This window comes from Indolivaga capnocytophagoides DSM 22835 (assembly GCF_000426485.1).
In the GTDB taxonomy this organism is placed as follows: Bacteria; Bacteroidota; Bacteroidia; order Bacteroidales; family Dysgonomonadaceae; genus Dysgonomonas_A; species Dysgonomonas_A capnocytophagoides.
Genome location: NZ_AUFL01000012.1, coordinates 1 through 18,225, shown reverse-complemented (window position 1 = coordinate 18,225; position 18,225 = coordinate 1). Strand labels below are relative to the sequence as shown.

Here is an 18,225-nt window from a genome sequence, read left to right as displayed (position 1 = left end):
CTTTAGGCGTGCGATTGTTCCTCTTTAAACTAAAAACGGACTCGATGAAATACTTCTTTTACCTATTGACGTTTACGGGTCTACTGACCTCATGCGTAAGCGATGGTTTTAACATTGGCGACAATCTGGTTTCATCCGATGCGCGGAATATACTGATAGATACGTGTACGGTACAATTGTATACACAGCTTGATGACTCGACTACAACTTCGGGGCTGGGTAAAATTTTTGTAGGGCGTTACGAATCTTCGGATTTCGGTATTATCGAGTCGGATGGATATGTGTCTTTTGAGACCCCTTCTTATAGTTCTTCTGAATTTGGGTCTCAGGCAACACTCAAGGTTAAACTCGATTCTATCACACTTCGGATGAGTTATGATAATGTTCACTATGGAGATACTACAAAAGTTCAGACAATTAATCTTTATAAGCTGAAAGAAAAACTCGAACTTGATGAAAACAACAGCAAGTTGTACACTACATCATCGTTCAGTGCTGAAGAAACAGCCTTCGCTTCTCATACTTTTTATCGTCCGAACAGCAATTGGGAGAATGATTCGATATTTGAGATGCGTCTCCCCGATGCTTTCGGAGAAGAACTTATACGGATGATGAAGGCACAGTCTGATACGCTGGATTCCACTACCAAATTTCAGCAATACTTCAAAGGGTTTAAGATATCTCCCGGAAAAACGGATGATGCAACTGTCAGCGGTTTTGCAGTAAGCACTTCTTCTCCTGTCATTCGTTTGTATTATCATACTTACGGAGTTGGGCCTACTGAGAAAACGCTGGATATAGCACCGGTAACCACAACTGCTTTTTCGCATGTCAACAACGACCGATCAGCTACAAAACTTGCGCCTTTAACATATAAAAATCGTTCGATTGTATCTACCGAGACTGATAACAAAGCATATATACAAGGTATAAACAGCCTGTATATAAAAATGAATTTTCCTCATATCAACAACTTACTCCAAATCGGTAAATTCGTTAATATCGCAAGTGCCTATTTATATATATATCCTGCCAAAAATTCGTATAGCACGTTTATTCCTTTGCCCAAGAGTTTGGTCTTGAATTATCTGGATGAAAACGGAAAAGCACTGGATATATATGTCGACAGCGATAAAACAGCCGTACAGTCGGGGTCGCTTACTCAGAATCCTATTTATGAAAATGGGACTTACTATGCGTTTGATATATCATCCTATATAACCAATGAACTGGGGGCAATAGGCGTAAATAAAACGATGCTGCAACTCGACCTTTCGGATGACGATGCTTCCGGGACATTTAAAAGTCTGGTAATCGGAGATTCGAAGAATACAGACAGACAGATTAAATTACTTATATATTTTGTAGTGAATGATGATCTATAACAAACGCAGCATATCGTATATATGCATGATCTTATTTTCGGTGTATAATTTATATTCGCAAACATCATATTCTCCTTATTCGATGTTGGGGCTGGGAGAGCTCGAAACCCGTGATTACGGACGCACCGCCGGCATGGGAGGAGTAGGAGCCGGTATGAGGGACTATGACTTGCTGAATACAACAAATCCTTCGGGATTGACAGCTTTAGACAGTCTTAAGTTTGTTTTTGATATAAGTGCTACGGCCAAGCAGTCTTATTTTGCATCAGGATCAAAAAGAGAGAATACATTCAATGCAAATTTCCGCCGTCTGGCTTTCGGTTTTAAAGTATCACACCGTTGGGCGATGGCTTTCGGAACAAAACCTTTCTCTAATGTCGGATACCAGATTGAGTCAGACGTAGATATTGAAGGATCTACCGAAACCAAATCTGTTTATATCGAAGGCGATGGCGGTCTGTACAGTATATATTGGTCTAATGCTTTTCTGTTAAATAAATATCTGTCACTGGGTATCAACTCGATGTATATATCCGGAAATATAAAGCAAACCGAAAATCAAACGGATTATCTCTTCGAGAAATCGTCGCGTACGTCGCAGCTTTATAATACATTCGGACTCCAGTATCACAATGGTCCCTGGGTTGCAGGTCTTACCTATGGGTACAAGCAAAAGCTTATGATGGAAAATTCGACTGTGATATATAACAGCAGTAATACCGAGCTGGACTCCGAAGATAGCAGGTCTTCTTCCCAGTTTATCCCTGAAACCTTTAGTGCCGGACTGTCATGGTCGAAAAAGAATATCGTTTTAGCTATGGACTATGAGTATCAGAAGCTAAAAGGTTTGGCTTCGGGAGCAAGTAGTATTAAGATTACCGATTATCATAGGATTAAAGCAGGGATGAGTTATACTCCCGACAAGGACATACATCATTATCGCTCTCAAAGTCAATATCAGTTTGGAGTTTCATTAGCTAAATCGTATCTACAAGTCAGAGAAAACGATGTATACAATTATACCGTTTCGGCAGGATACAGCTGGCCGCTGAAAGGAGCCGGACTATTAAATATGAGCCTCGAATACGGAAACTCATTATCCGCACCTAAGGGGTATATCCGTGAGTCTTATGTTGGTGTAACTGTTGGTTTCTCGATGTTTGAGACTTGGTTTAAACGAACTAAATTCAGATAAATAAGTGGAACTGAGAATAAATAAATGATAAGTCCGGAAAGAGGATAGGGAGTAGTGCATACTCTTTTACCTCTCTCCGGATTTATTGCATATATATACATCATTTTGGTAAATTAATGTACCTGTCGGAGACCTTAAGTGCGGGAGATATTATAACTTTGCGAAAAACAATAAGCCAAAATGGATGATATCTCATTTAAACATACAATTCCTCTTCAACTGAGGACGAATGATCTCGATCGGTTCGGACATATAAATAATGCCGTTTATTTTACATTCTATGATTTAGGAAAAACGAACTATGTCGAAACTGTATGTCCTGATGTCGATTGGGAAAAAGAGGCTATTGTAGTTGTTCAGATCAATGTTAATTTTATATCTCAGATTTTCGGTACGGATCATATTGCTGTACAAACAGCTATTACGAGCATCGGAACGAAAAGTTTTGAACTAGCTCAGCAGGTGATAGATATCGATACGCAGGAAGTAAAATGTTTCTGTCGTTCGGTAATGGTTACTTATGATCTTGCATTGCACAAGTCAAAACCGTTACCCGATGTGTGGATAAAAGCCATCTGCCAATATGAAGGTAAGGATTTGGTGAAGAAAAAATAGTAAGTATTTAATCTACCCAATGTTCTGACTCAGTATATGCCTGCGAAGAATGTTTAGTTAATAATAATTAGTCTTTTTAAACGAGGAAATGTTTGATTGACGAATCATGATCTCCTTTAATGATTTAAAAGGAACAGGTTCAAAATTATTATTATCAACACCCACGTCATATTGAGAAGCAAACAACTTTGTTTTAAGTGTTTCAAATTCAGAAAGCTCTCTGGTATGTATATGTCCGAATAATTGCCATGCCCCTTTGAAAGATCCCTGCCAATCAAACATCGGATAATGACATAAGACTATATACATGTACTTCATAGTTTCGTCATCTTGTATTCTTATATACAGAAGATCGTATATTTCATCGAAGATAGAGGATAATACACTGTCAGGATAATTACTGTCGTGATTTCCTCTTATTAGTATTTTTCTTCCGTTTAATTGAGAATATATGTCGATAATTTGATTTTTACTGCAAAAACCGATGTCGCCCAAAACAAAAGTCAGACCATCTGAAGGCACTGTATTATTCCATCTATTTATGATATCTTCATCCATTTTCTCTACATCATTATGGGGTCGGTTTGCAAACTTTATAATTCCGTCGTGACCGAAATGCTGATCGGATGTGAAAAATATTTTAGATGAAATATCATTTATTTTTTTCATAAGGCTCTAAAATGATCAATTAAACTAAGTCCGTTTTAAGATTAAGCTGTTTAGTTCTATTCGTTTTCATGCTTAATTATCACTATCTATTCTGGTATATGAGGTGAATAATATCTGTTAAAAAGGATTAGCCTACCAATATGAAATATCTAATTCTGAATAGTACTTAATGATTTCAAGTGTACCGTCTTCTTCCTGAGACATTGATTCTAGAATATACTCTTTACCCATGATAGCATTAAGATAGTTTTTTTCCTATTGAAATATTTTATTTAGTCCAAATATAGGGAATATAAAGGCGATAGAAAAATAAGACTAGAAATTAAAATTTGCTATACTAATACGACTGTCTTTAACGTAGATTTTTTTAAAGAAAAATAAAATGATGATATAAAAAATCCAATTATAAACTATTGATTTATAATTGGATTTCTATGTTTATGTGATCCCGAAGGGAATCGAACCCCCATCATAGGAACCGGAATCCTACGTTTTATCCATTAAACTACGGGACCTGCTTTTTCCGATTTGTGGTGCAAATGTATAAAATATTTATTAATCATTTTCATTTCTTATCTTTTTGAGTTGTCTTTTCTTGATAAATGCATAGTTTAGTTTATTAATCATAGTCCGGTTTCCGGAGATCCGATCCAAATAACCTTATTTGACCTGATATATAGAGAAAAATGAAGATGTGCCACCCACGAGTTTTAATGAAAGCAGAGGAACTTTGACGGCAAAGGTGATAGCATCCCCTTGTTTTAGTTTTAAAAGAGTACGGGTGCTTCTGATTGGAGGAGAAACATCTATACTGGTTACCCCTAAATTGATGTTTACACTGAGAAATGTTTCTTCCGCCATGAGCGTATAAGTAGTCTCTCCAACATTTCGCTTGAAAATACCAACTCCGAATTCTGCGGCAGATACAAGAGATTCGGTTTTAGCCTGTACATAAATATCGTATATTCCGTCTTGCTTGGCTGTATATAGATAGGTTGTTGTACTGTATTCGCTGTTTTCATCAAAAGCAGAGGTGTTAAAGCCTATTTGATACCATCCCTGTAGAATTGTCAAATTTATCAGAGACATACTTGTGCTGCCGGTAGCTCTTATGAAAGTTTTCCGGGTCTGTAAACCTAATGTCTGGTTTTGAGAAACTTTCCCGTCACTTTCTATAACCAATATATTGGTTTGGGTATTGTTGACCGGTACACTTCTGATTCTGAGATCTCCATTGATATCGAGCATAGAGGTAGGCTGTTCGGTATTTATCCCGACTTGAGAATATAAGAGAAACGGGAGGCTGGATAAGAATATTGCTGTAAGTGTTTTCATATATAAAATGTTTTAATGGTTTATGTTAAAGCAATAAAATACAGCAGAGTGTCTCCCGACACCCTACTGCGATGATTCCTTGAGTACAGGTACATAAAAATATTGTTTTGATATAATTCCGCTTGAGTCCATTATAGAATGAATTCATTTTATATAATAGAAATAATGACTATAGAGCTTATTTCTGTTTACCCGAAATTAAAAGGAATATATAATCCCTCCTGAAAATAAATAAATGAGTTTGTTATCATGAGTGGTTTTATTAAGTAATCTTATATTGTTCCGAATCAATATAAGATATTTTGTAAATTTTGTGTGAAAAATCCCTATTTCTTAAAATAATATAATTGGTTGTAAAATGTTCATATGAGGTATATTATATTTTAAAAAAAGTTGAAAAAGATATGCTCGTTAGTAAGTTTTTGTTTGAAGGGAACTTATTTTGGGAAAATTTAAACAGTTACTTCTTTTTTTGATTTGCCTTTTCTTTATAATTTATATCTTTGTTCGTAAGGATAACACAGAAAAGAAACCTGCATGAATGTAAAAATAGAGCCATCGTGGCATGAACATTTAAGTGAAGAATTTGAAAAAGATTATTTTATAAAACTAACCGATTTCGTACGAAGTGAGTATTTGTCTCGACAGGTATTTCCTCCTGCAAAATTGATATTTAATGCTTTTGATCATACCCCTTTCGATAAAGTTAAAGTGGTAATACTAGGGCAGGATCCATATCATAATGACGGGCAGGCGCACGGGTTATCGTTTTCAGTAAATGACGGGGTGAAATTTCCTCCGTCACTCATAAATATCTTTAAAGAGATAAACGACGATCTCAATATATCCGTACCTTCATCCGGAAATCTTACCCGATGGGCAGATCAAGGGGTGCTCTTGCTCAATGCAACTCTAACGGTACAAGCTCATTTGGCGGGATCACATCAAAATAAAGGATGGGAAAATTTTACTGATGCCGCTATACGAAAACTGGCAAATGAACGTTCTAATATTGTATTCATGCTATGGGGATCGTATGCTCAGAAAAAAGCATCTTTTATAGATTCACACAAACATATGGTATTGACATCTGTGCATCCTTCTCCATTATCGGCGCATAGAGGATTTTTTGGAAACAAGCATTTCAGTAAAGCAAATGAATATCTGATTTCCAAAGGGCAGTCTCCGATACAATGGTAATAAATAACGAATGGGTCTGAGACCTTTAAATGTATAATATGGGAATATTTGATTTGTTTAAGCGCAAAAAAGAGATAAATAAACTTCAAGATAATAAAGAATCACACTCATTTACAATGGTTGGAACTTTCGCCGAAACCTACAACGGTTATTTAGCAGAATTTGCTTCGGGCGATATCGTTTCTTTATTACATGAAAGAGCAAATGTCCTGATAGCAGGAGATAACTACGAAGACAAAAGCAGATGGGTAGAAGCGTTAGCTATATGTGAAACTGCTCTGTCTGAAAAGATATTGACTGAAGATATCAAAGAGCTTTACAGGCAGATATACAGCCGCAACTGGAATAAGTATGTCTCTATGGATTTCGAAGATCAGGACTATAAATGTTGGTTTGAGGTAAATTGTAATCTAAATGAAGCATTTATAAAATCGGGGCATACTCGTGGATATTGCGAGCAAGCCGATTTGTATGGTTCGGCACGGAAAGAATACCGTGATCTGTCCAAAAAGATGGAATATCTTGTTAAGGGGGTTGAAGCGAAAGATCCGGCTTCCCTTGGCGATTATGGTTACGGAATTTATTTGGGCTTGCCCGAATACGGAAACGCTGATAAAGAGGAGGGGCGAAGACTGGTGAATCAATCGAGGGAACTAGGATACGAATCGGCCGACCTGTTGCTGCTTTATATCGACTTTTATGATGCTGCCGATAATCTACAGCTATTGAAAGATATAGAGGATTTTATCAAAAAAACGGAAAAAGAATATCGTAAGCCATATCATATACTGGCAGACTATTATCAGAGACGTGAAGATGATTTCGATAAGGCACTCGAAGCTATGAAAAAAGGTGTTGACCTCAATATACCCTATTGTAAATATATGTTAGGGATGAATATGTTGAACGGCAGAATAGCTAATAGTGATAAGAACGAGGGGATTGCCTTATTGGAGGATGCTTTCGAGCATAATGTCGTATATGCGGCAAACTTTTTAGGGCAGTATTACAATTATGCTAATGACGAGAATACTTCAGTGGAGAAGTCGGTATACTGGCATGAGCAAGCCGCTTTGTATTGTAATGCAGAATCGTCATTCGAACTCGCATGCCTGTACCTTTACAACGAAAAACTTAGAGATATCCCGCAAGGCTTGGAATATATCGAACAAGCTATAAAACAGGGAAGTGTGCGTGCTCTCAGTGAAAAGGCATACCTTATTCTCGAAACGGATATCCTCGATACAGATATCGAGCAAGCAAAGCAGTTACTTGAAGAAGCTGATTCGAAAGGAAATGAATATGCTCCTTATCGTTTGGGATTAGCTTATCAGAATGGAGAGTTCGGAGGCGAATCCGATTATGTAAAAGCTCTCGGTTACTTTGAAAGGGGGGCTGATAGGGATCATATTTACAGTTTAGAATTAGCCGGAAATTATTATAGGGTAGGTGTTGGCGGAGATTCAGAAGAAGCTGCCCGTAAAGCCGTAAGCTATTTGACGAAGGCTATAGACCGAGGATCAAATTATGCTAAAGTAGAATTGGCATTTTGTTATGACGCAGGCTATGGCGTAGAGCAAGATTATCAAAAAGCATTCGATTTGTTTAAGGCTGCATCCGATAATAATTACCCTTATGCTAATACTCGCTTGGCATCATATTATGAAGACGGACTACTTGGTAAAGAAGATTATGTGGCTGCTCTCGAACAGTACAAAATAGCAGCAGATGCCGGTTTGCCGGATGCTATATACCACGTTGGGAGATACCATAAATATGCTGTGGGAATAGCCGAAAATCCACAGATTGCATTAGACTGCTTCAGGAAAGCAGCAGAAGCCGGAAGTGCTCCAGGGCTGGTAGAGTTGGCTTTGGCCTATGAGCAAGAGTACGGTGGGATAGAGTTTGATGCCGATAAAGCAATCAGTTATATGCAACAGGCTGCTGAAAAAGAATATACCTATGGACAGTATAAGTTAGGAACATATTATTACTATGGTCTGAAAGAAGTCGATCTGGAAAAAGCAAAATATTGGTTCGAAAAGTCAAACGAACAAGGATATCCTTATTCGGCTTTGATGCTCGGCGATTTTTATTTGTATAATATTGAAGGAAAAGATGAACCCGATTACGGAAAATCTTTCCAGTATTATAAACAAGCCGCAGATCAGGGTGTTGTGTCCGAAGGGATAGGCGTATGTTATGAATACGGTTTTGGTGTAGAAGCTAATGAAACTGAAGCTTTCAAATATTATACATTAGCCGCAGCCGAAAATTATGTACCTGCTAAATATCGTTTGGGACTTTGTTATAAATACGGAACTGGCACATCCATAAATATGGTTGAGGCTTATCGCTGGTTGTCGGATGCTGCACAGAACGGCAATATATATGCGATATACGAATCGGGTATGATGCTGTTGAGTGGCGATGGAATAACTAAAGATGAAGAGCAAGGCGCAAAAATGTTGCTACAGGCTGCCAAAGAAAATTACGATTGGGCTCAGTTTGAACTCGGAAATTGCTATCTGGCAGGACGTGGAGTTCCGGAAGACGATATACAAGCGATGGTTTGGTATCAGAAAGCTGCGGATAACGGAAATGAACAGGCTCAGAAAGTGACAGGGAGACGAGAGCGGAGAAAGCGATAAGAGTTCTCTGTCCATTCTCTGTATGAATATAACAGCGAATGTCAATTATAAAAAGGTTAGTTTAGGTTGGGAACACACACAGCCGTTTGAAAAAGAGAGAATGCCTGTATTGATCGGAAGTAAAGACATGAAACGCTCATATCTGCCGAAAATAAACAGGCTCTTAGCTAAAATTAGGTAAAATAAAGGAAAAGGACATAAGACCAAGTGTAAGCAACAACAGGTATTTGATGATGTGTTCAGAGATAGTTCTCTGTTGTTGATACAGGTCTGTAACGAGGTCTGAGACCTTAGGAGAATAAGAAAAATGGCAGAGGAAAATAATAAATACCTCTTTCAAGTAAATTTGAAAGGGATGATCGAACTGTTGTCCGAACACATTTACAGTGCACCGAATGTTTTTGTGAGGGAAGTACTGCAAAATGGAATGGATGCGACAACAGCCCGAAAGACAATAGATGAACATCATAAAGGCGAAATAAATATATACATAAATAAGGTAGACGGATTACCTCAGGTTATATTTGAGGATAACGGGATCGGTTTATCCGAAAAAGAAGTGCATGAATTTTTGTCTGTAATCGGGCAAAGTTCCAAGCGGGGCGATTTCAATGAGAAAGACTTTATCGGAAAATTTGGTATCGGTATGTTATCGTGTTTGGTTGTCAGTCATGAGATTATAGTTGAAACCCGTTCCTTGATAAAAGACGAATCTATTTGCTGGCGTGGAAAAGCAGACGGTACTTATACCGTAGAGCGTATCGATAATTTGGAGCAGGCCGGTACGAGGGTCATTCTTTATCCGAAAAAAGAATGGTTGCCGCTCTTCGAAAAAGACGAGTTGAGGAAAAATATCCTCTATTTCGGAAGTGCCTTGCCTATAACTATTAAACTGATAGCGGATAGTGAAACCGAAGTCCTTGTTGAAAAAGATCCGGTCTGGTTATCTGGGGAAAGCACAAAAGAAGAATTATTGACTTACGGAAAAGAAACATTCAATATCAATTTTTTGGATGTTTTTCCATTGCATTCGATAGCTGGAACAATAGATGGGGTAGCGTATATTATGCCTCATAAAGTACAGTTTTCTGGAAGTAAACAGCATAAGGTGTATCTGAAACGGATGTTTTTATGCGAACAGGTCAATAACTTATTGCCCGAATGGTCGTCTTTCGTCAAATGTATTATCAATACAAATGAACTTCGTCCGACAGCTTCCCGTGAGTCGTTGATGGATGACGATGTAATGAAACAGGCGAAGAAAGAACTGAGTGACAGTTTCAAAGATTATCTGAAAGTGCTGACTCTGAAAGATACCGAAAAGCTGGGCGAAATAATCAGTATACATCATATGTTTATTAAAGCTCTGGCCGTTGAAGACCGCAACCTGCTGAAACTTTTTGTGGATTATATACCCTTCGAAACCAATAAGGGGCACATTCCGTTTATATCGATTAAGTCATATAACGATGTGATTTATTATACTCCTTCGTTAGACGATTTTCGCCAGATCAGGCGTATTGCGGGATCACAGGGAAAGACGGTAATCAATGCGGCTTATTCATTCGAAGCAGATTTGATACAACAGATCAAGATCAGTTTTCCTTCTATCAAGATCGAGAAAATAACACCTCAGGACATTCTGGATACTTTGGAGGACGTGAAGGTGTCGGATGATGAATCTTTCATCCGGTTCGAAAAGAAAGCGAATGAATTGCTCAAGCAGCAGTATTGCAAAGCTCAGCTTAAGCAATTCGAACCGACCGATACTCCGGCAATTTATGTGGCTAATGATGAGGCGATGAATAATAAAAACCTGCAAAGCCTTTCAAATAGTGGAAACCCATTTGCGGCAACACTTCAGAATTTTATTAAGAAAGAAGATAACATGCCTACATTATGCTTCAATAAGGATAATGAGATAGTGAAAAATCTGATAGCAATAGAAGACGACAGCTTGTTTTCATCGGTTGTCCATATTATGTATGTGCAGGCTTTAATGCTTGGCGGTTATCCTGTGAATAAAAAGGAAATGACCGTGTTTAATGAAGCTCTGTATCAATTGCTCGTGATGGGGATGAGTAATTTTCTGGGAAATATGAAATTGTAAGAAAATACATATTTAAAGTCTCATACTTATTTATTGCTTTGGTTAATAAAACAACCAATGCCTGTTGTAAATAAAAAGTATATCATAAGTACTTTTTATTACTTAATGTATAAAGAAAGGTATTTGTAGGGAATATCTTTCTTTTTTATGCATAAATCATGTATAAATATTCATTTTTATTACATAATTATAAATTTATAGTTGGATTTAATATAAAATTTATATCTTTGAAAAAGTACGTTAAAATACAATTCGATTAACTAAAAGATATAAGAGGATGATTTTTGATATCAAAATGATTCAGGGGGTATATGAAGCACTACCGGATAAAATAAACAGAATAACACAGGTTTTAAAAAGACCATTAACATTAACGGAAAAGATATTGTATACTCATTTGTCGAAAGACGAGGAGCTGAAAGATTATAAAAGAGGCGAAGACTATGTCAACTTTGCCCCCGATCGTGTTGCAATGCAGGATGCCACCGCACAGATGGCGTTACTCCAATTGATGAATTCGGGGCGTAAACGTGTAGCTGTTCCTTCGACTGTTCATTGCGATCACCTAATACAAGCATATAAGTCGGCTAAAGAAGATTTAAATACAGCCGAGATTACCAATAAAGAAGTATATGATTTTCTGACCGAAGTATCAAATAAATTTGGAATCGGCTTTTGGAAACCGGGAGCAGGAATCATTCATCAGGTGGTCCTCGAGAACTATGCGTTTCCTGGCGGTATGATGATCGGTACAGATTCCCATACTCCAAATGCAGGGGGATTGGGTATGATAGCTATAGGTGTAGGTGGAGCCGATGCCGTAGATGTGATGGCCGGCATGCCGTGGGAGCTGAAAATGCCTCGCATTATAGGTGTAAAACTAACAGGTAAGCTCTCTGGATGGGCTTCGGCAAAAGATGTGATACTTAAATTGGCAGGAATACTGACCGTAAAAGGCGGTACCAATGCTATTATAGAATATTTCGGAGAGGGGGTACACTCTCTTTCTGCTACCGGAAAAGCAACTATTTGCAATATGGGTGCTGAGGTAGGTGCTACGACTTCGATTTTTCCTTATGACGAAAAATCTGCCGAATACCTCATTGCTACAGACCGGAAAGAAGTGGCTGATGCTATCAAAGCCGTAAGACAATATTTACAGGCTGATACGGAAGTTGAGCTCTCGCCTGAAAAATACTACGACCGTGTGATAGAAATTAATCTGAGTGAACTCGAACCATATATCAATGGGCCTTTTACGCCTGATGCGGCAAATCCGATTTCGGAGTTTGCTAAAGTTTCAGCCGAAAAGGGTTATCCTCAGAAAATGGAAGTCGGTTTGATCGGGTCTTGTACAAATTCTTCTTATGAGGATATGACCCGGGCAGCGTCTATAGTTAAAGATGCTCAGGAAAAAGGAATAAAAGTAAAGGCACAGTTTATCATTAACCCGGGATCGGAACAGGTACGTTATACCTCGGAACGTGATGGAATTCTGGATGTGTTTGAAAAAGCAGGAGCTACGATTATGGCAAATGCCTGTGGGCCTTGTATTGGTCAATGGAAGAGAGAAACCGACAATCCCGACAGACCTAATTCGATCGTGACATCTTTTAATCGGAATTTTGCTAAAAGAAACGATGGAAACCCTAATACTCATGCCTTTGTTGCATCTCCCGAATTGGTAGCAGCACTCACAATCGCAGGAGATTTGAGTTTCAACCCGATGACAGATCCATTATTGAACGATAAGGGTGAAAAAGTAATGTTAAAGGAACCGGTTGGGGCTGAATTGCCTAATAAAGGATTCGGTGTAGATGATCTTGGATATATTGAACCCGTTGCCGATGGCAGTCACATAGAAGTAAATATAGCACCCGACTCGCAACGTTTACAGGTATTACATCCTTTTGCGGCATGGGATGGAAAAGATATAACAGCCCTGCCTCTGCTGATAAAAGCAAAAGGGAAATGTACTACAGATCATATTTCTATGGCAGGTCCGTGGCTCCGTTTCCGTGGGCATCTGGATAATATATCGGATAATATGCTGATCGGAGCGGTGAATGCATTCAATGATAAAACCAACTCAGTGAAGAATCCTTTTACGGGAGAATTCGAAGCTGTACCACAATTGGCTCGTGAATTCAAATCGAAAGGATTGGGTTCGGTTGTTGTGGCAGAAGAAAATTACGGCGAAGGCTCGTCTCGGGAGCATGCCGCTATGGAACCCCGTTTTCTGAATGTCAAGGCGATTATTGTAAAATCATTTGCCCGTATACACGAAACGAACCTTAAAAAGCAAGGAATGCTTGCTCTTACCTTCATCAATAAAGAAGACTATGATAAGGTCAGGGAAGATGATAAAATCAGTATTCTCGGATTATCGGATTTTCGTCCCGGAAGAAATCTGACAATAGAGTTATTACATTCCGATGGGGAAAAAGACACTTTCGAAGTTGCACATACTTACAACCATTTACAAATAGAATGGTTTAAAGCCGGTAGTGCATTAAATTATATGAAAAATTAAGGTCTCAGACCTTTTTATTTACTCTAATGTACCATTAAATACTTACTATTACCTAATATACAATGGTTTTTAATATACTCCTCTTCCCTGATTTCGAAACACTGGACGTTTTTGGCCCTGTGGAGATTTTCGGCAAATTAGAAAATACTACGATTCGCTATTTTTCTGAAAAGGGAGGGAGTATATCTAACCTTGATGGAGTACGGATAGAAACTCAGCCTGTGAGTAAGATTACAGATCTTGATGTTCTTTTTATTCCCGGAGGAATGGGAGCGCGTACCGAAGTAAATAATACTGAATTGCTGAAACAAATCAAAAGTATATCTGAACAAAGCCTATTTGTGTTGACGGTATGTACAGGCAGTGCGATTTTGGCAAAGACAGGTTTACTCAATCATAAAAAAGCTACGTCCAACAAACGGTCTTTTGAATGGGTGAAAAGTTGTTCCGATAAAGTACTCTGGGTAAGCGAAGCCCGCTGGGTTGTTGACAGCAATTATTATACATCATCGGGTGTCAGTGCAGGAATAGATATGGCATTGGGGTTTGTAGCAGATCAATTCGGGGTAGAAGAAGCTCGCAAAATCGCTTTTCGGATCGAATATCGCTGGCAGGAAGATAAGGATGCAGATGAATTTTGTAATCAACAGCAGTAAGGTAACTTCTAAATATTCAAAAAAGGAAAAGATTAGATATGTCGCAAAAAATAACAATTGCAAACGGAAATCTAAATGTACCCGATAATCCTACTATTCCTTTTATAGAAGGAGACGGAGTCGGAAAAGAGATTTGGAAAAACAGTCAATCTGTAATAGATAAAGCTGTTGAAAAAGTCTACGACGGAAAACGTAAGATAGAGTGGAAAGAGGTATTAGCCGGAGAAAAATCATTCAATGAGAATGGCTTGTGGCTGCCCGAGGAGACAATGAATTCTTTTCGTGAGTTTCTCGTGGGGATAAAAGGCCCTCTTACTACCCCTGTCGGAGGAGGTATTCGTTCTCTGAATGTGGCTTTGCGTCAGGATTTGGACTTATATGTATGCCTTCGTCCCGTACGTTGGTTTAAAGGAGTTGTATCACCCGTAAAAACTCCGGAAAAAGTAAATATGACTATCTTTCGTGAGAATACCGAAGATATTTATGCCGGAATAGAGTGGATGCAGGGGACACCTGAAGCTGCTAAGTTTCTAGAGTTTCTTCAAAAGGAAATGGGTGTGAAAAAGGTTCGTTTTCCCGAAACATCTTCTTTTGGAGTAAAACCCGTTTCGGTAGAAGGTACCGAACGTTTGGTACGTGCAGCTATCGACTATGCCATTGTCCACAAGTTACCATCGGTTACTATTGTTCATAAAGGTAATATTATGAAATTTACCGAAGGAGGATTTAAAAACTGGGGTTACGCATTGGCTGAAAGAGAATATGGAGATAAAGTATTTACTTGGCCTCAATGGGAAAAAATAAAAAAAGAGCAAGGTGAACCCGCTGCCAATGAAGCTCTGAAAGCAGCACAAGATTCGGGAAAAATTGTTGTAAAAGATGTTATAGCCGATGCTTTCTTGCAAAATACATTGCTGAAACCTTCTGAATATTCAGTTATTGCAACACTGAACCTGAATGGTGATTACGTGTCGGATCAGCTTGCAGCAATGGTCGGCGGTATAGGTATTGCTCCCGGAGCAAATATCAATTATAAAACGGGTCATGCCATTTTTGAGGCTACACATGGTACAGCTCCCGATATTGCCGGAAAAGATATAGTTAATCCTTCGTCATTATTGCTTTCCGCTGTAATGATGCTTGAATATTTGGGATGGAACGAAGCTGCCGGACTAATAACCGATGCTCTCGAAAAATTATATAGCAACGGTAAGGCAACAAACGATCTTGCCCGCTTTATGGAAAACGGAACGAGCCTTTCAACCAGTCAATTTGCTAAATTACTGGGTGAAACACTGTAGTTGATTTACTGTAAGTTTACATACAGGTCATTGACCATTAACCTTTAAACAAAATAAGATTATTCAAATGGATGACATTATTAAGAAAATATCTGAGACAATAAAGACTACGACACAGATTGATCCTGAATTATTCAACGTATATAATGTCAAACGAGGGCTCCGTAACGAAGATCACACAGGGGTAGTGGTCGGGCTTACTAAAGTCGGAGATGTAGTAGGGTATGAGCGTAATGAGGATGGCTCTCTCAAAGCCATTCCTGGCAAACTTATGTACAGAGGCATCAGTCTCGAAGAAATTGTACGGGGAGCTCAGCACGAAAACCGCTTGGGATTTGAAGAAACAATATACTTGATTCTTGCAGGCTATTTGCCCGACAAGCAAGAGTTAGATAATTTTTCTACCATGCTGAGCCGGACTATGGATCTGAATCAGAAGATAACGATGCATATTCTTGATCTCGAAGGGCAGGATATAATGAATATTCTGGCTCGTTGTGTGCTGGAGCTATATACTTTCGATGAGGCGCCGGATGATACATCAGAAGAAAATCTGGTTCGTCAGTCACTAAATCTAGTGGCAACCTTTCCTACTATTATTGCCTATGCCTATAATGCATTGCGGCACAATGTCGGCAAATCGCTTCATATCCGTCATCCGCAGGAGGGTTTGTCTCTTGCCGAGAATTTTCTGTATATGATGAAAGGTCATAATTATACACCTCTTGATGTAAAGATACTCGATTTGGCGCTCATGGTTCATGCCGATCACGGTGGAGGTAATAATTCTACGTTTACGGTACGTGTAACCAGTTCGGCCGGAACCGATACTTATTCATCCATTGCTGCCGGAATTGGTTCATTGAAGGGTCCATTGCATGGAGGTGCTAATCTTCGTGTCGTAGATATGCTGAAACATATAAAGAAGAATGTCAAGGATTGGACTGATGTTGATGAAATAGATACTTATCTCAAAAAGATATTGAATAAGGAGGCATATAATAAAACAGGACTTATATATGGTATCGGGCATGCTATCTATACCATATCCGATCCGAGGGCTGTCCTTCTGAAAGAAATGGCTCGGGATCTCGCAATAGAAAAGGGACGTGAGAAAGAGTTTAATTTTATGAGCTTGCTCGAAGAACGAGCTATTAAAAACTTTATGGAGTTTAAAGGTACTAATGTAAAGAAACAAGTCTGTGCCAATGTCGATTTCTATTCGGGATTTGTCTATGATATGATTGGTCTGCCACAGGAAATATATACGCCGCTTTTTGCAATGGCTCGTATAGTAGGATGGTGTGCGCACCGTATTGAGGAACTCAATTTCAAAGAACGAAGGATTATACGTCCGGCATATAAGAACGCATCGGATGTGAAAAAATATAAAGAGATAGATAAAAGAAATAAACAATAGACATAAACCAAAACCTAGAACTAAACCTAATTTGAATTATTAACCTATTCTAACCTTCGAAAAAACGAAGATTATTCCTTATCGGATAGTTTTCGTTTTTTTTATTGTTTATATTTGTTTCATAAATATAGATGTAATTTATGTGTTGATATGAAACAAATAGTACTTATTATTGGAGGTATATATGGTATGCTTTCTATTATATTAGGAGCTTTTGGTGCTCATGCGTTCAAAAATCTGCTGACTCCGGACAAATTGGATAGTTTTGAAGTCGGAGTGCGTTATCAAATGTATCATGCTATAGTCTTACTCATAATCGGTTTATTTCTTAATTTAGAAACATCGATAGAAAAATGGACAGCATGAAGTATTATTATCGGAACTTTCCTCTTTTCGGTAAGTATCTATCTTCTGGCATTTGCTGAATATTGGAAGATAAATCTGAAATTTTTAGGACCGGTAACTCCATTGGGCGGACTTTTTATGATTGCAGGTTGGGCTTTACTTATAATTAGCTTCGTTAAAACGAGAATCTGAGAATTTTATGAAGGTAATACCTATATTGAACATTTCTGTATGAAAACCCCTAATAAAGAATGTTTTAGTTTGTAATTGTGGCCGAAATAAATAAAATCACATAAAATATTAAAAATTGTCCGTTTAAATTTGGATATTTGAAATAAAAAATGTATGTTTGCCATGTTTCAGTGCAAATATAGAATCTCTAAAAATATAACAGGACAATCTCTTGTTATATTTTTTCTGCTCTCTAAACGGCTGGCAATTACTGCCTTGAAAGGAAGTTCTAAAAATATTTTAAAAAAAGGCATAAAAATATTTGGAGTGTATAGTAAAAGGGACTACTTTTGCACTCGCTTTAAGACCGAGAGACGGTCACTAAGAAAAGCGAAAAAGAGAAGCGATCTTTGAAAGATTTGAAAAGGAACAAAAAAATATAGCATTAGACGGGTGATACGGTCTTTACGACCGGTATCAACTCTAAGTCAATACCTAGAGTCAATAAAGAGGTTAGAATAATTCTGAGAATATAAAAAAAGATATACAAAGAAGAGTTTGATCCTGGCTCAGGATGAACGCTAGCGACAGGCCTAACACATGCAAGTCGAGGGGTAGCATGAAAGTAGCAATACTTTA

The 18,225-nt window shown here is 38.1% G+C and carries 12 protein-coding genes, 1 tRNA gene, 1 rRNA gene and 1 pseudogene; 12 read left to right on the top strand and 3 right to left on the bottom strand.

All coding sequences use genetic code 11. The features are described 5' to 3' along the window. Nucleotides 1–44 precede the first annotated feature (44 nt). The 3 genes from K322_RS0106780 (at nucleotide 45) to K322_RS0106770 (ending at nucleotide 3,195) form a co-directional block, all read left to right on the top strand. Nucleotides 45–1,385, top strand: coding sequence for a DUF4270 family protein (locus K322_RS0106780; RefSeq protein WP_026626205.1), 1,341 nt, complete (start codon nucleotides 45–47; stop codon nucleotides 1,383–1,385). A gap of 25 nt (nucleotides 1,386–1,410) precedes the next feature. Continuing rightward, a complete protein-coding gene (locus tag K322_RS0106775) occupies nucleotides 1,411–2,580 on the top strand; it encodes a hypothetical protein (RefSeq protein ID WP_221407000.1) in 1,170 nt (389 codons plus the stop codon). 180 nt (nucleotides 2,581–2,760) lie between these two features. Next, complete coding sequence (locus K322_RS0106770; protein ID WP_026626203.1) at nucleotides 2,761–3,195, top strand: acyl-CoA thioesterase; 435 nt, start codon at nucleotides 2,761–2,763, stop codon at nucleotides 3,193–3,195. A 57-nt stretch (nucleotides 3,196–3,252) separates the two neighbouring features. Here K322_RS0106770 and K322_RS0106765 read toward each other — a convergent pair whose 3' ends face one another. The 3 genes from K322_RS0106765 to K322_RS0106755 form a co-directional block, all read right to left on the bottom strand. Continuing rightward, on the bottom strand, nucleotides 3,253–3,864 hold the full coding sequence (locus K322_RS0106765; protein WP_026626202.1) for a metallophosphoesterase: 612 nt from the start codon (nucleotides 3,862–3,864) through the stop codon (nucleotides 3,253–3,255). A 443-nt stretch (nucleotides 3,865–4,307) separates the two neighbouring features. Further along, nucleotides 4,308–4,379 (bottom strand) — tRNA-Arg (locus K322_RS0106760). 145 nt (nucleotides 4,380–4,524) lie between these two features. Next, nucleotides 4,525–5,199, bottom strand: a complete 675-nt coding sequence (locus K322_RS0106755; protein WP_026626201.1) for a hypothetical protein — start codon at nucleotides 5,197–5,199, stop codon at nucleotides 4,525–4,527. A gap of 537 nt (nucleotides 5,200–5,736) precedes the next feature. On the opposite strand from K322_RS0106755, the gene ung reads away from it, so the two are divergent. The 9 genes and pseudogenes from ung to K322_RS0106700 form a co-directional block, all read left to right on the top strand. Beyond that, nucleotides 5,737–6,399, top strand: coding sequence for a uracil-DNA glycosylase (ung, locus tag K322_RS0106750; protein ID WP_026626200.1), 663 nt, complete (start codon nucleotides 5,737–5,739; stop codon nucleotides 6,397–6,399). Between the two features lie 38 nt (nucleotides 6,400–6,437). Further along, nucleotides 6,438–9,050: a tetratricopeptide repeat protein gene (locus tag K322_RS0106745; protein ID WP_169714136.1), complete on the top strand. Its 2,613-nt coding sequence runs from the start codon at nucleotides 6,438–6,440 to the stop codon at nucleotides 9,048–9,050. A 307-nt stretch (nucleotides 9,051–9,357) separates the two neighbouring features. Beyond that, on the top strand, nucleotides 9,358–11,160 hold the full coding sequence (locus K322_RS0106735) for an HSP90 family protein (protein WP_026626198.1): 1,803 nt from the start codon (nucleotides 9,358–9,360) through the stop codon (nucleotides 11,158–11,160). 277 nt (nucleotides 11,161–11,437) lie between these two features. Further along, the gene (locus K322_RS0106730) at nucleotides 11,438–13,693 is read left to right on the top strand and encodes an aconitate hydratase (RefSeq protein ID WP_026626197.1); all 2,256 of its coding nucleotides are present in this window, start codon (nucleotides 11,438–11,440) and stop codon (nucleotides 13,691–13,693) included. Between the two features lie 62 nt (nucleotides 13,694–13,755). Then, nucleotides 13,756–14,349: a DJ-1/PfpI family protein gene (locus K322_RS0106725; protein ID WP_026626196.1), complete on the top strand. Its 594-nt coding sequence runs from the start codon at nucleotides 13,756–13,758 to the stop codon at nucleotides 14,347–14,349. 38 nt (nucleotides 14,350–14,387) lie between these two features. After that, nucleotides 14,388–15,650 (top strand): NADP-dependent isocitrate dehydrogenase, encoded by a 1,263-nt coding sequence (icd, locus tag K322_RS0106720; protein WP_026626195.1) that lies wholly within the window; start codon nucleotides 14,388–14,390, stop codon nucleotides 15,648–15,650. A gap of 67 nt (nucleotides 15,651–15,717) precedes the next feature. Next, nucleotides 15,718–17,070 carry a citrate synthase gene (locus K322_RS0106715; protein WP_185095083.1) on the top strand — a complete coding sequence of 451 codons (1,353 nt, stop codon included), beginning with the start codon at nucleotides 15,718–15,720 and terminating at the stop codon, nucleotides 17,068–17,070. 150 nt (nucleotides 17,071–17,220) lie between these two features. After that, nucleotides 17,221–17,607: pseudogene (locus tag K322_RS18800) on the top strand (DUF423 domain-containing protein). 525 nt (nucleotides 17,608–18,132) lie between these two features. Next, nucleotides 18,133–18,225 (top strand): 16S ribosomal RNA (locus tag K322_RS0106700); the annotation flags it as partial.

What these genes read in the sequence shown, in the direction of transcription:
- K322_RS0106780 (WP_026626205.1), top strand. Translation starts at nt 45, where the DNA reads ATGAAATACTTCTTTTACCTATTGACGTTTACGGGTCTACTGACCTCA.
- K322_RS0106775 (WP_221407000.1), top strand. Translation starts at nt 1,411, where the DNA reads ATGATCTTATTTTCGGTGTATAATTTATATTCGCAAACATCATATTCT.
- K322_RS0106770 (WP_026626203.1), top strand. Translation starts at nt 2,761, where the DNA reads ATGGATGATATCTCATTTAAACATACAATTCCTCTTCAACTGAGGACG.
- K322_RS0106765 (WP_026626202.1), bottom strand. Translation starts at nt 3,864, where the DNA reads ATGAAAAAAATAAATGATATTTCATCTAAAATATTTTTCACATCCGAT.
- K322_RS0106755 (WP_026626201.1), bottom strand. Translation starts at nt 5,199, where the DNA reads ATGAAAACACTTACAGCAATATTCTTATCCAGCCTCCCGTTTCTCTTA.
- ung (WP_026626200.1), top strand. Translation starts at nt 5,737, where the DNA reads ATGAATGTAAAAATAGAGCCATCGTGGCATGAACATTTAAGTGAAGAA.
- K322_RS0106745 (WP_169714136.1), top strand. Translation starts at nt 6,438, where the DNA reads ATGGGAATATTTGATTTGTTTAAGCGCAAAAAAGAGATAAATAAACTT.
- K322_RS0106735 (WP_026626198.1), top strand. Translation starts at nt 9,358, where the DNA reads ATGGCAGAGGAAAATAATAAATACCTCTTTCAAGTAAATTTGAAAGGG.
- K322_RS0106730 (WP_026626197.1), top strand. Translation starts at nt 11,438, where the DNA reads ATGATTTTTGATATCAAAATGATTCAGGGGGTATATGAAGCACTACCG.
- K322_RS0106725 (WP_026626196.1), top strand. Translation starts at nt 13,756, where the DNA reads ATGGTTTTTAATATACTCCTCTTCCCTGATTTCGAAACACTGGACGTT.
- icd (WP_026626195.1), top strand. Translation starts at nt 14,388, where the DNA reads ATGTCGCAAAAAATAACAATTGCAAACGGAAATCTAAATGTACCCGAT.
- K322_RS0106715 (WP_185095083.1), top strand. Translation starts at nt 15,718, where the DNA reads ATGGATGACATTATTAAGAAAATATCTGAGACAATAAAGACTACGACA.